This is a genomic window from Vibrio profundi (assembly GCF_005281835.1).
GTDB classification, from domain to species: domain Bacteria; phylum Pseudomonadota; class Gammaproteobacteria; order Enterobacterales; family Vibrionaceae; genus Vibrio; species Vibrio profundi.
Map to the genome: position 1 here is coordinate 100202 of NZ_RZIS01000011.1, position 13669 is coordinate 113870.

Below are 13669 nucleotides of genomic sequence, written 5' to 3' on the forward strand. Positions count from 1 at the left end.
TTTGGGTTGGAGTAGCTAACATCGGAAATAGGGACGACATACCTGTTGACAGTTACTAATAAAGCGCCTTTCGGCGCTTTATTTAAACGTCTCTTACCCAAACATCATTAACATGTTGCTTAAGTAAATAATTGAAATTAAACAAATTTAAACCTAGCTAAATTATATACAATGGGTATTAGATTAGCACCAGAAATGTGTACCCTCAGTGAATATCCTACATAAGTAATTTTAATAAATCAGTCTATCAAAATGTCCACACCATCTTTTTTGAAGAGAGTTTCAAACAACAACCTACTAATATAATATTTGTTCTCACTTGAAACATATAAATACCCAATATCATTGCTCTCGGATAATGATGATACAGGTTCAGCAATTAATTCACTATAGTCTTCCAAAGCTTCATCTACACACCCTCTTGAAGGTGATATCATTGAAGGCTCTAAAAACACCTCTAAAGTATCCAATAATTTTTCAAAACAACTATTTCTTACAAATATCCTTTTATTAAGATATTGATTTATATATAAATCCGGCTCTACTTCAACAATCCGGTTAGAGCAGTTGTCGTATTTCTCTAAATCTTTAAGCTCTATGAATTCTCTCATGACAACATCCACTCCATAGTCCATTTGCTTGCAGATATAACTTTGCCTGATTGTAAAGTCCCACCATTAAGAACATTATTAATAAAGCTCTTGTGAAACAAGTATGTCATTGAATCTTCAGATGGTTTAAATATAATCCTTTTTTCTATAGGTATTGATGATAGCATTTCAAAATCTAATTCATCTCCATCAATTATATCTATTACGTTACCGCAGTGAATATATATATAATCTGAGCCATTAACAGAGGCAGGAACAACAGAGCATTTATAAAGATAAGTTGATTTTAATTTTCCGTAAAATTCAACATTCAATAATATATCGTTTGAAACGTAAACGTCAAATATAGGCTTGATTTTTTTTGCAGATATAAAATCAAAGCATTTAAAAACAACCGGGGTGAAAGAAGCTACAGTTCCATTTGAAAGAATATCAAAGTCACGTTCATCGTCATAACTTACGATGTAATTTACATTTTTATAATTTTCACTGACAATGAAATAATCATCTGAAATTTTATGTCTCATACTCTAAGCCTTTACCAAAGTTCTCTAATTCAAAAACAGTTTTTAGTCTCTTGTTATATTTCATACTAGCTATAAGGGGAGATAAGTTATAACCATGATACCTTTCTACGCAAGACTTTGATTCATCTTTATTTTTCTCGATATTGTCTATGATCCCTCTACATCCAGGACCTTTCTCTTTATAGTCTTTACCAAATTTGTGAAGAAGCACGTTAAAACTACTAATCCATTCCAATTTTATGCATGATAGATAATCTACATTAACTAAAACTTCTTGACTTTCAGATTCAGTATCACCAGGGCAAGTTCCTTTTCTACGTAGTAGTTTCAACATATGTAAAATCATCTTGGTAGTAAACATATGATACGACATTCCCATTTGCATATCTGGAATCGCTTCTCCATTATGATTACCATAATGAATCGGTACTTCTAACTCACATGCCATCTGTGATAATGTGGGCAGCGCCACGATGTTTTTACAGTGATTTGTATCATACTTAGCAGCCTCCAACATAGTGCCGTATTTAGTCTTGGATGCAGCTTTGACTCCTGAAACAGAAAGAATGTGATGACCAGTAACGGAAACTTTTTCGGAGCCCTCAACATACCAAGGGTGAGCCGAAGGATATTTGTTTGGTTCACTGATTTTGTTAGCTGAACGCCAACAACCTCTTCTCTCAAAGTCGTGCCTTTTACCTGTTTTCACTGTTTTCTTTAAACTTCCTTTATTATTTCCAGAGTAAAGTTTAATTCTTTCGATTTCCATTAGTGGAGTCATTTTTATTTCCTTTTCGACCCTAGCCTAGCCTTACATGGATGTTTCTTGCTTTTTTTATTTTTTCTACATATGTTGCAAACATACTCAGCCTTGTCGTTCTCTTCATTTGCTTTGCTAGCATTTTTACCGGATTGCGCGGTCTCGCCAGAACCGTGTTTTACCTTCGCTGGATAAGCTCGTTCACCTTTACCTAGAATTTGGGCAAAAAGTTTGTCGAACTCCCCCATAGCTTGTTTAAGCTTGTCTGGTACGATCTTATCGATGATTTTCACTTCGTCGGCTAACTTTAGGAAGTACGCACCAAGTTCATCAGCGCCCATTCGATTTGCGTAAGACGCGAGCTCAGTTGCAACCTCAATACAAGGTTTAAGCACATCTGAAATAATGTCGCTTGCTTGTTTTGCGTAGTTTAACCAGTCAAGATTGCGTAAGAATTTTTCTGGATCGCCTTTACCCATGCCGCGTAGCACTGCTAATAGCGTATCTTTAGATGTTCCCTTACCGCCTTTAAGCGCAACTTTACAGGTTCCTTTCACCGCACTGCCAAACGTTGGAATACAGCCAATTAGAGTTAACGAGAGCGCCAACCAATTTTCAGGCTTGTCTCGCTCTTCTTCACTCAATAACGTCATTACATTAGCGGAAAGGTCGCGTACATCTGCAGCTTGGTCTACTACTGGGATCATTGTTAGTGCAGTATTGGCAATGATTTGTTCAACCGAAGCGTCATCATTGAAGTCGCCAAGAATCACTCCCCAGATCCAACTAGCGGCACCAGACATTCGTGTCCAAGCATTTTCCCAAAAACCGACTTCGCCTCGCTTGGCTTCTTCGATGATTAGTTGAGCATTAGCGTTTGGGTTAAAGTTTGGATTTGTTTTTGTAGGGACGTTCGGCATAAACTCACGGCTGTCTTCACCGTAATCGATGTTAAATTCACCGGGCGCGACCCCGCCAACCGAAGCCTTACCACTATTATCTAGCGTACCTTCAAAAACAGCCCCCGTTTGGTCAACAAGCTTGTAAGTTGCACCTTGTACTGGATCACCGTCAGAGTATGAAAGGAACAAATCAACCGTGTACGTCCCTTCTTGATCTTCCGTTACTGAAACCGAAGGGTTCTGAGCGCCGCCTAAACACATGGTGTTGGCTTTGTTCATCGTCATTTGATCGGAAAGACGGCATACGCCAACGCCTTCAAATTTAACAGTTGGAGAGGCAGAGATAAATTCAGCTTCAGCTTCAATGGTGCCTGAAGCTACGCCCTTTTTGTCACCACCGGCATCACCGGTACTGGCTGTAAATTTACTGCCTTTGATCGCAATACTATTGCCGCCATCCATAGATACGGTAGTAGTGCCGCCTGCTAAATCAGCGGATTTTGCATTATTGCCATAAGGGATAGGAACAACAGGTTTGCCGACTGTTGTTAAACAAACATCTGGGAGTGTAGCGTTAGCTTCGCCCCCTGAGCCTTGATGAACTACGCTAAGTCCATTTGCACAAACTGTTACGCCCATAACCAATCCATTTAAAATTGAATGAGTGAATAATAAAAGAGAGTACCGGTTTCGTTCTCTCTAAATAGGTAGGTAAAATCACCATAAGGCTAGGTGAAATAACTAAGGCACCAAAATCTGGCACAAGATCTCATTATGAGCTCAAACGCTTATTGATAGACTTCGAGTAACTGCTGAAATTTCAAATCAATCACTACATAGGTTGCTACATACATCACTGCGAAAGTGAGCGCACTAAAACCCAAGATCAATTTTGGTGAAACCACTCTTTTTAGCGGTTTCTTCAGATACTTGGCTTTTAAGTTAACCAGAGACACCTTTTCTTGTTCTGCTAAGCGATCGTCACGTACTAGGCGATAAATGGTGCTGCCAATTTCTGCTAGCTTTTCGTTACCGCGTTCTTCACGCCCATATTTGCCTTGGAAACCTAGTTGAAGTAGTAAATACAAAAACTCAATCACATGGCGATACTTTCGTGGGTCAGCTTTCAAACGCTCTAAAATGATAAAGAACTTGTCACCGCCAGAGGTTTCATTGTGAAACTCAGACAGCAAGCTGTTTTGGCTCCAAAAACTGTTTGCGCCCCACTCTTGTCGACACACCGACTCATCAATGGCGGCACATAAGCAGTATCGAATCACCAAAATGGACGCGCGATCGAGCTCCATTTCATTTAGCTTGCGCTCCCCTTTGCGAATTTCACGTGCGACTTGCTCACGAAAAGGCATTGGGTCATCAAGCCATGGGATAGAAGACATACAAGACAAACTGGCGATCAACCACGTGAATTGGTCGACCAGCGGATTCACGCCCATGTTCTCGATGTTTAAGTTTCGAACCGAGATATTGCGGGATAAGTCTGGCGCAGGCATCACCTCCATCGGCTTGCCTGGCTCTGGCTGGAATAAAACTACCGTGACATCGGTTTCGGCGTAACTCATAGACGAACAGCCCATAGTTGCAATGATAGATTCGCAAAGTCACCTGCTACATGAACCGCAATCGCCGCTGTGTTCTTAAGCGCTGCCCACTCTTCCGAAACTTTGTCTAATTCAAAGTAGGTGTAACCCGCATGGTATGGCAGAGCCCGAGGCACCACAGGCATAGGTTTGATTTCGATTCCTGGCAGTTGCAAGTTGATCAAATCACGAATGTTGTCGATTGAGCCTATCTTAGTTTGGCTAACAAATTGGGTGTGAAGCACATCTAACGTCACATCCGCTTTCACCGCCAGAATGAACGTGGTGTTATCCACCAGCTTGCTATCTGTGATTGGTGCAGTTTGAATTCCATAATTCTGATCGGTCAATGTAAGTGGTACTGCTCGCTGTTCAGACATCACACTTAGTGTCATCTTCGCGCTGTCTAACGTGCGCGACAGGCATGATGTTAAATCACCGTGATTATACTTACTGAATTCTTGTGGACGGCGTGAAGCAGAGCAGAGCGTCGATAAATCGCCTTCCGCTTGTAAAAGCGTGCGATAAAAAGATTCAGGGTGTACGCCTTCAACACTCGCGAAATGCCAAAATAATGGTTCATAGCGATTCAGTGCTTGAAGCAACATAAAGTCAGAAACTGAAGATACGCCTTGTTGGTCAACCACACCTAATCGATGAACGATTGATTCAGCACGGTGCTTAAGCATTGAAGCAAATTCAGTCGCAAACTTGTTCAAGACGACGGATGCATGAATATCAATACATGTGGGAATAAAACTGTCGTCTAAGATAACGCTACCGTCAGGTTTGACTTCCGATATCTTTAGAATTGGAATAGACGTGTAAGCACTTTTATCTTCGTGGTCGTACATTAAGCGGAAGTTGAGCTTACCGACAACGATGTTTGCCATGTCTTCAGAATCGTAGCAAGAGTCAACCGCTTCTTGAGGTTCCATGTTGTAACGCGCACCGTCTTTCTTTGAGCCAAACAGTTCTGAACGCTCAGAAGGTAATGGGCAACATAAGTAAACGACTTTATCGGCTATCGAAGGGTCAACGTCTTTTACTTCTGGTAACTCGGCTAGGAGAGGTAAATCAAATGGCGTGCGATCTTGTAAGATCCCTTCCGCGCGAGTGATACCAATTTTTCCGAGCGCTAAAAGTTCATTATTGATCTCTAAGCGTTTGATCCCCCAATGGAGCGGAGAACTATAAGAACTCAGCATATTAGACTGTTTACTTTGAGAACGATCTAACTGTTGAAAGTGCTGAGGCTTCATAAACATTCCATCTTGCCAAACAACTGGATTGTATAAAGACATGTATCTATCCTTTAAAAGTAAACTTGCTCAATACCACGAGTATTGTTTGACGACAGCTCACTGCCTTCTAACTTGAGCCTTAAAAAGTACTCGCTCTTTTCTTCAATGACTTCCACTTTACGCCATGAAGATCCGTTGATATCTCGAAACGCCACAGAGAATCCTACCGCCCTAGTCGCTGGATCAAGGACGAGTAGTTCGGTTATAGAATCTCCAGGTTGTAGTTGGTATTCGTAACGCTTGATATATTCATCACCTAAAGATGCTTTGTCATTTTCAAATAAAGCAAAGAAGTCCAAACTTCTAAAAAGTACAGGGGAAGTGAGTTCGTGAACTCGCAAGATCACCGGAGATGATTGCCCACCCTCTCGCTGATTAAGAATCGCTGAAGCTTCGATAACTAATTCTATCGACGATGTTTCCGGCGTGATCCCCGATGATTCTTTAAATTGGTCCCACATTGAACAGCCTGAAAGCAGAGCTAACCCAATGAGTATTGCTATGCTACGCATGACTTCCCTTAATCGTTTTATTGTATATATCTTTGATTTGCTTTTTCACCGAACTTTCAAGTAGTTGACGACGATTTTGTTCATAGAACTCCGTATATCCAGACCACAATTTTGATTTAGTAGTAAACAGAGAGTTTCTGCTTTGTTGGTCTGCAAATACGAAGGGATCGCTCGCTTTTAGTTGTTCAGCAAGCAACTCATTCAATGCCTTGCTGTACACTACATTATGCTCGTTTAACTCATCTAGCATTTGTTCAACTAGTTCATGAGGTGCTAATAAGTCTTGGCTATTTAGAATAAGCATGAGTTCCGTAAGGTTCGCTTCCTGCTGGGTGCTGCTTTGCTCGTCTTTAAGCGACTCGACTTCACGTAATTCTTTTTGAAGATTATCGATACATAAGCGCAGAGATGTCCCCATTTGTTTGAAGAAATCGGCATCGTTACTGATCAGTTCAGGGTCTGAAACGCCTAAGCCTTCATAAAAGGCGGCGACTAACTCGTTTGACTCGTCTATATATACAGGCTGAGAAATAGTATCTTTCTCAACATGCTCTACCGGGGCTTGCGACGAACTCCTCTCTTGATCGGGTTCCGCATCTTGCATTGAAGGTACAAAAGGTTGGGTCACTTCTTCCCACTTTTGTCCCACTTCTTCGCGTAAAACTGACCTTTCACTGTGTTTGACGACTCGGTCGTTAGTTTGGCTGAGAGCCACATCCACATCTTTTGGCTGCAGACGCTTGGTAGGGGCAATTACTTCTTGTTTCTCACTCTCTTCATAAAAGTTTGAGTTAGGCATATTTGCCCCACCTTCACCTGCCATCCAGTCTTCCGGGATCAAGTTAGGTAAATCAAACTCCGAATGTATACTAAAACTATCATCTACAATCTGACGATGGCTCTCTATAGTTTCGATAGGATCAGATTCATCCAATTGTTCGTTGCGGATTAAGTGATCATCGTCACGCTGCATTGAAAACTGTAAATGTGCTACAGGATCATGGCTATCGACTTCATCAGGCTTGGTCTCCATAAAGAGTTCTTCAAGAGATCCCACTTGCTCACTTTCTTCAACAACCGCTTCTCCCAAATTTATCAATGGGTCGGTAGAGTCGCGCTCTGGCGCAATGTCAGACGCGATATCTTGGGTTGCGGTGATTTGCTCCAGCACGATCCCAATTTCATATTGCCCTAAGCTAATGCAGTCACCATCGCAAATCGATACTGGCTGGTTTTTTAAAATTTTATTGCCGTTAACAAGCGTACCATTCGTACTAACATCACTAATATAAAATGTATTTCCGTAAACACTCACTAAGCAATGAGTCCCCGAAATAAAACGATTGTGATCTGTTAAAGGTAAAGTACAGCCAGGGTCTCTCCCGATAGAACCACCACTCTCGGGCATTTCAAACTGTTTAGTCCCTGTATATTCTTCCGGACACTTAGAAATAAATAAAACGAGTTGATTTAAACGCATTACAGACCTCTAAAACAGAAGTGAAACGGTAAGTTCAACACCGCCAAGACCATCGTTGTAAACAGGTAAGATGTAAGAAGCTTGAGGAACAATTTGCAGGTGAGCATCTGGATTGCTTCCAAGTTTGATAACAGTGCCAACCGTGGCGACAGCGCCCATTTCAAATTGATCGATGTCATCTAATTGTTCACCATATTTAAAGCCTTCGCTATCCACCTTCCAGCGCTCAGAATACTGGGAATAACCAAGAGATAAACCTGCACCTATATAAGGTGTAAATACACTCCAAGATCCTAATGCGAATTGCGGAACAATACGAAACTCGTAATTCGTCACTTCTTGATAAACACCGTTACTAGGAGCATCAAGGGAGTCGGTCAAGTAATTAAAGCCTAACCACCAACGCCAACGATTATTGTTCTGATCAATAGGTCGTGTATGGACGATACCGTAACGTAAAGAATCCTTTTCACCACTAGAACCCTCATCGTATTCTATGCTCTCAATCGTTAGCATATTAACTGAAGCACCATATCGTTCTCCCTTCGCTATCGCGATTGACGAAAACAGACACATGGCTGAGATCAGCCCGACATTTATTGGCTTTAGCATTATTCCCTCTAGGTTGTTCCCCTTAAATAATTAGTGGCGAAAGATAGCAATTCTCTTTCGATTTTCAACACTTCAACAGACAACTTTCATAAATAAGGTAATTTAACTAACAATAAATGTCATTTAACTATAAATATAAACACAAAACACGCCAACTGACAGAATAGTAAATAACGATGTCTTTTATTGATGATTTTTATATTTTTTGGGGAGGGAACAATTATAAAAAAAGCTTTTTACTCACATCACGAAGACCTAATGAACTTCCTACCCATGAAACACTACTTACTGACAAAAATGATACTTTAGTTCACTTTATCGCCACCAAGAATCAGTCTCACAAATGATACAAGCAGTATAAATCCACAATTATAATGGTAGTTTTGCGAGTGTAATCACTTTGATGATGACTCACCGATACTAACCACTCAAAATAACGAGACAACCATCACATTTAGTTAAAATTCGCACTCTAGCGCCATTTTTATTATTTAATTTATTCTTTTTACCTATAAAATCCCTCAAAAATATAAATAAACACCTAAACGGTAATATTTCAGACATAGAAATAGCTGTTTCTTATATAACGTTCAGTTTGGATTTATACACATGTTTTTCACCGATTTTGCGAGAAGACCCATCGATGAAACTAACCCAAGTGGGGTAAACCCCAATAACTTGGAAGAATTCGATGAAATTAAGCGTCAAATAAACAACCTAAATAAAGTTACAGGGAGAGTATCCTGGAAAACAGTTCAATCTCTTTCAAAAAAAGTACTGACCTCCCATAGTAAAGACTTCCGTTGCAGCTGCTATTACACCGTCGCCGCAACTCACAATGAAGGTCTAAAGGGACTAGTGGAAGGGTTAAACTCTTTACTTGATCTGTCTGTCGTGTACTGGTTTACAGCTTTCCCTGATCACTCGAAATCTAATGCCCGCATTGGAGCCGTCGAGTGGATGGTAGAAAACACTGAAAAGCGAATCAAAAAGGAGAGTGTAACCCAGGATGAACTCCCTCTCATTGAAGCGGCCCATCAGATTTGCTTAAAAATTGAGGAAGAATTACGACTACATTTCGGCATTAAAGCACCGTCACTAGGTCGTATTCGTCGGATCTTGAAACAATGGATCGAAGACCTGAAAGAGCAACAGGTTCGTGAACTCGAACGGCTAGAAAAGAAGAAGGAAAAACAAACAATCTCAACTCCAGTACCCCCACAAGGTGGTATAAAAGTTGATATTCAACCACCAACTCCCCCTGCGCATGTAACCAAAGTCGAACAACCAAGCGAGGAACCAAAGTCGAGTAAGGCCGCTATATACTCGTTAGTTGCTCTATTGCTTATCGCTTTGGCATCCCATTTTATCTATAAACAGCAAACGTACATAACACTTCAAACGAGAATTGATACAGCTTCAATCTATGAGCTAGAAAGTGTAGTTAAATCACTGAGTTATGAAAACCAAGCATATTCGGAAAAGTTGCGTAGTTCTGTCGTGCATCGTCTCGATACTTTGCTAAAAAATTGGGCGTTAGACCCATTAAAAGTAAGTCAAGTGAACACCATCGAACTACTAACCGATGAACTCGTATCTCTTTACCCTGATTCCTCTTCAGCTCTGATGCTACGAGATAATTTCAAAAAACAGCGTGGTCAGTTCGAACAAGATTTTCAAACCTTGATGAACCGCTTTAATTCGGCACGAACTGTTTTTGCCAACGTGAAGGCCAAAGGTTCAGATAAGTACTCAACCAAAGCTTACGAATACAGTAACTCGTTGTTTCCTTTACTAGGGCGTATTGAGTATGCCGAAAAACAATCTAAACAAGTAGAGCTCAATCGTTCACTCCTATTACTCAACACATACTTATACAAAATAAACCAAGTACAAGCGTCAGTTGATTCTATAAAAAACAACTAATTACAAAGAAATTTAGGCTTATGTTCAAAAATAAACTTTTCAGAAACCCAGTGATATTATCCACTGTGGTTGCACTGTTGTTAGCGGCTATAGCAGTCGCCATACACTTAATTTGGCTAGACAGTACAACAGAACCTTACCTGTGGATTGGCTTGAGTGCGATAGCGTTACTGTATGCGGTTTTCCAAGTTACACTTTGGTTCAAAAAGAAAAACAGTACCAAAGCACAAAAGCTGGAGACAGAGGAAGAAGCGTTAGCGATGGTATTTCGACCATTACTTAATAACGCAGGAAAAAAACCAATTTATTTGTTAGTGGGGAACAAAAACGCTGGATGTAGCCAGTTTTTAACCAATTCTAATGCCATAAAACCTATGGATAAGAATCGAACTGCTAAAAATGATTTCTTTGAATGGTATGAATCAGATAGCGCGGTTTACATTAAACCAGATCAACGCTTGGTATTTCAGGAAGTATCCAGCAGCGATGGTGCACTTTGGAACCGATTTTTGGATGAGGTGATTCGTCACCGTCCAAGAAAACCATTTTCTGGTTGCATGCTTTTCATCGATTTCGAATTTCTGATTGTTTCTGAATCTGAACAGGTTGATTACACATTGACCGCTTTACTAGAACGTCTGCAATCTATCAGTGACAAAACATCTTCTGCACTTCCAGTGTACTTAATGATGTCTAAGCTTGATAAGCTTGAAGGCTTCAAAGAATACGTTCATTTCAGTTCATTAAAAACAAGTGTCGAGTTTCTTTCTATCCCGCTTAAGGAGGCAAAAGGCGTTGTCACAGAGTACTATAGAGACAGCTACCGAAACCTAGTCAAGGTAATGGAAAGCAGTGCACTTGATTCTTCTGCCCATTCCAATGATGTTGCGGAAAAGCAGGCTATTCTTTCATTCCCTAAACAATTTGAACTGTGTCAGTCAGAGATTGGCGCTGTTGTTGAACGCTTATGCGACGTTAACACCGGTTCATATTCTCTTGATTTGAGAGAAGTTTTCTTTTGTTCCAGCCTTCAAGGTGGACGAAAGTACAATCTACTAGCGAAAAGTTGCAGCAACTACTTCAATTTGCCGATTATCGCCTCAGAGCATACTCAGTTAACCGAAACACCCTACTTCAGTCGATTTTTGATTGACTCACAGATTCTACCTGAAAGTGATTTTGCTGGTGAAAATAAAACCTATCTAAGACTAATTCAACGTCAAAGTAGGCTTGCATTTGCAGCATCATTTATTCTGCTTGTTGGCGGCGGGTATTTTTTTACCACGACGCTAGACAGTAACCTACGCGTTATCAATCAATTAATTGGTATCGACAACGAAGTGCAAAGCCAACAACAGCAAATCGACTTTGACAAGCTTCTCATCCAAGCTAATCAAGCGGTGCAACCATCATACAATGCTTGGTTAAGTGGGACTGATGCGTTGGAGCAAGAGCTGCTATCAATGAACGTGAGTCGATTGGACGAAAGTACAAAAATTGCTTATCACGCTTTACTCTCTGAAATTGCTCACAAGCTTATGCCTGTGATTGAGCAGGGTTACCGTATCCAACTAACACACAACCAGGACAACATAAATCGCTCATTGCCTCTGTTAAAAGGGTATTTGATGCTCAAGGATGCCCCAAAGCGTGATATCCAGTTTCTGCGTCAACAGACTTATACAACGCTAAACGAGTTAAGTAACAAGCCTAGTGTTGTTAATGAAGTCATGCGTTATTTAGATGCATACTTTCGAACCCAATTCGCTCCGGTTTCTATCAATATGGATATCGTCCGAGCAACTCGACGTAATTTGCTCGCAAATTCAAATGTGGATCTTGTTTATGCCGGGCTGCTACAGCAAGCGAATGAAATTGACTTAGGTACATTAGATCTTCAACGTGCAGTCGGGTTCGATTTCAATAACGTCTTTAATGATTCGCAAGATAATAGCCAACTGATTATCGACAAAGTTTACACTTCAACAGGGTTTAGTACTTTCTATCGACCTCGTGTTGACCTTATGTCTCAGCAAGTCATCAGTGATAACTGGGTTTTAGGGCTCTCTAACCATGTTATCCCTACCCCACAAGAGCAAGATGCATTCAAAGCGGATGTACGCAAAAAGTATACAGATGATTACATCAGCTACTGGCGTAATGCTTTGAGTGAGCTAAAAGTGCGTCAATATGACAATGTAGGTGAACTCACCAATGCAATCGATCTGATATCTGGCCCGTCATCTCCAATGACGACCGTACTCAAACAAGTGTACGCGAACACGCAATTCTCACCTGTTGGCGAAAAGAGTGCTTTGCTTTCTCAAATGAACCCTAAGCTAGTCGAAGCCGTAGACTCGGCGTCTTCTGCTGCAGAAGAACTTGTTCAACCTGATTACTTGTTAATGAAGCGTGTAGAGCAAGCATTTCGTTTATTGAACCAATTGCAAATAAGCGAAACACCAAACTCTCCAACACCTTGGGATGAAACAATCACCGCACTTAGCCGAGTGCGTACATATATGAAAGATATCGCTGATGCGCCTGATCCTCAAATGGCAGCGCTAGCAGCGGCAACACATAGAATGAGCAGTACGGATGCCGATCCTATTATTCGCCTAAAGCAGATTGCTCAAAAATCACCAGAACCGGTTAGAAGTTGGTTGCTAGGAGTGGTTAATCAGAGTTGGTCTGTCATGATTTCTGAGTCTTCTAAAGGTATTCAAACCCTTTGGTACAGTGAAATTTATACTAAGTTCAGTGAACTTGGTCTAAACAAATATCCGTTCGACCTTACCGCTACGGAAGAAATATCCATTGAAGACTTCGAGCTACTTTTCGCTTCAGGTGGCTTGCTGGATGCTTTTATCCAAAAGAATTTTGCACCATTTTATGACACCAATTTATGGCAACCAAAAGAGGTGGAAGGTGAAACCATGCCACTTTCGCCAGAGCTATTGGTTCAGCTAAGAAATTACAATGTTATTCGCGATACTTTAATCAACAAGAGCACTAACCGCGTCAATATTCCTTTCAGCGCGAAAGTGTTAGATCTAGATTCAAGTGCTATTCGCGCCAGCCTAAAAATTGCGGACGCTGATATTAACTATTATCACGGTCCGAGCCGAATTCGTGAGCTGCAGTGGCCACCTCAAAATGGTGACTTCAATATCAGCATCACGATCCAAGATGTAACCGACGAGGGTAAACAGCACGTTCTGAACAAGAGTGGTCAATGGGCGATATACAGGTTGCTAGGTGACTCAACCTTGACAAACACTCATAACGGCAGCTTCGTCAGCGACATCAAAGTGTCAGGTAGGGATTTAAGCTTACGAATCACTCCACTGACACAAAAAAATCCGTTTACTCTAGCTGAACTTTACAACTTCACGCTTCCAGAAACGATATAACTACTAATAAAAACAACAAATAAA

The 13669-nt window shown here is 40.8% G+C and carries 11 protein-coding genes; 2 read left to right on the forward strand and 9 right to left on the reverse strand.

Annotated features, from left to right (window positions below):
* Nucleotides 1-239: 239 nt before the first annotated feature.
* The 9 genes from ELZ11_RS20935 to ELZ11_RS20975 all read right to left on the reverse strand — a co-directional run bounded on the left by ELZ11_RS20935 (nucleotide 240) and on the right by ELZ11_RS20975 (nucleotide 8306).
* Nucleotides 240-611 carry an O-fucosyltransferase family protein gene (locus ELZ11_RS20935; protein WP_137359319.1) on the reverse strand — a complete coding sequence of 124 codons (372 nt, stop codon included), beginning with the start codon at nucleotides 609-611 and terminating at the stop codon, nucleotides 240-242.
* Entirely contained in the window at nucleotides 608-1138 is a 531-nt protein-coding gene (locus tag ELZ11_RS20940; protein ID WP_137359320.1) for a hypothetical protein, read from the reverse strand. Before ELZ11_RS20940 ends, ELZ11_RS20935 begins: the two co-directional genes overlap by 4 nt.
* Nucleotides 1128-1919, reverse strand: coding sequence for an AHH domain-containing protein (locus ELZ11_RS20945; protein ID WP_137359321.1), 792 nt, complete (start codon nucleotides 1917-1919; stop codon nucleotides 1128-1130). The genes ELZ11_RS20940 and ELZ11_RS20945 overlap by 11 nt, the downstream gene beginning before the upstream one ends.
* A 2-nt stretch (nucleotides 1920-1921) precedes the next feature.
* Nucleotides 1922-3439, reverse strand: coding sequence for a PAAR-like domain-containing protein (locus tag ELZ11_RS20950; protein ID WP_137359322.1), 1518 nt, complete (start codon nucleotides 3437-3439; stop codon nucleotides 1922-1924).
* 149 nt (nucleotides 3440-3588) lie between these two features.
* Nucleotides 3589-4380 (reverse strand): type IVB secretion system protein IcmH/DotU, encoded by a 792-nt coding sequence (gene icmH / locus ELZ11_RS20955; RefSeq protein ID WP_167494734.1) that lies wholly within the window; start codon nucleotides 4378-4380, stop codon nucleotides 3589-3591.
* Nucleotides 4377-5702: a type VI secretion system baseplate subunit TssK gene (tssK, locus tag ELZ11_RS20960; protein WP_137359324.1), complete on the reverse strand. Its 1326-nt coding sequence runs from the start codon at nucleotides 5700-5702 to the stop codon at nucleotides 4377-4379. The genes icmH and tssK overlap by 4 nt, the downstream gene beginning before the upstream one ends.
* 11 nt (nucleotides 5703-5713) lie before the next feature.
* A complete protein-coding gene (gene tssJ, locus ELZ11_RS20965) occupies nucleotides 5714-6214 on the reverse strand; it encodes a type VI secretion system lipoprotein TssJ (RefSeq protein ID WP_137359325.1) in 501 nt (166 codons plus the stop codon).
* Nucleotides 6207-7694: a type VI secretion system-associated FHA domain protein gene (locus ELZ11_RS20970; protein ID WP_137359326.1), complete on the reverse strand. Its 1488-nt coding sequence runs from the start codon at nucleotides 7692-7694 to the stop codon at nucleotides 6207-6209. Before ELZ11_RS20970 ends, tssJ begins: the two co-directional genes overlap by 8 nt.
* A gap of 9 nt (nucleotides 7695-7703) precedes the next feature.
* Nucleotides 7704-8306 (reverse strand): hypothetical protein, encoded by a 603-nt coding sequence (locus ELZ11_RS20975; RefSeq protein WP_137359327.1) that lies wholly within the window; start codon nucleotides 8304-8306, stop codon nucleotides 7704-7706.
* 609 nt (nucleotides 8307-8915) lie between these two features.
* Between ELZ11_RS20975 and ELZ11_RS20980 the strand changes: the two genes are divergently transcribed.
* Together ELZ11_RS20980 and tssM are read left to right on the forward strand one after the other, a co-directional pair.
* Nucleotides 8916-10232 carry a type VI secretion system ImpA family N-terminal domain-containing protein gene (locus tag ELZ11_RS20980; RefSeq protein ID WP_137359328.1) on the forward strand — a complete coding sequence of 439 codons (1317 nt, stop codon included), beginning with the start codon at nucleotides 8916-8918 and terminating at the stop codon, nucleotides 10230-10232.
* Nucleotides 10233-10252: 20 nt separating this feature from the next.
* Entirely contained in the window at nucleotides 10253-13645 is a 3393-nt protein-coding gene (gene tssM, locus ELZ11_RS20985) for a type VI secretion system membrane subunit TssM (RefSeq protein WP_137359329.1), read from the forward strand.
* Nucleotides 13646-13669: the final 24 nt, after the last annotated feature.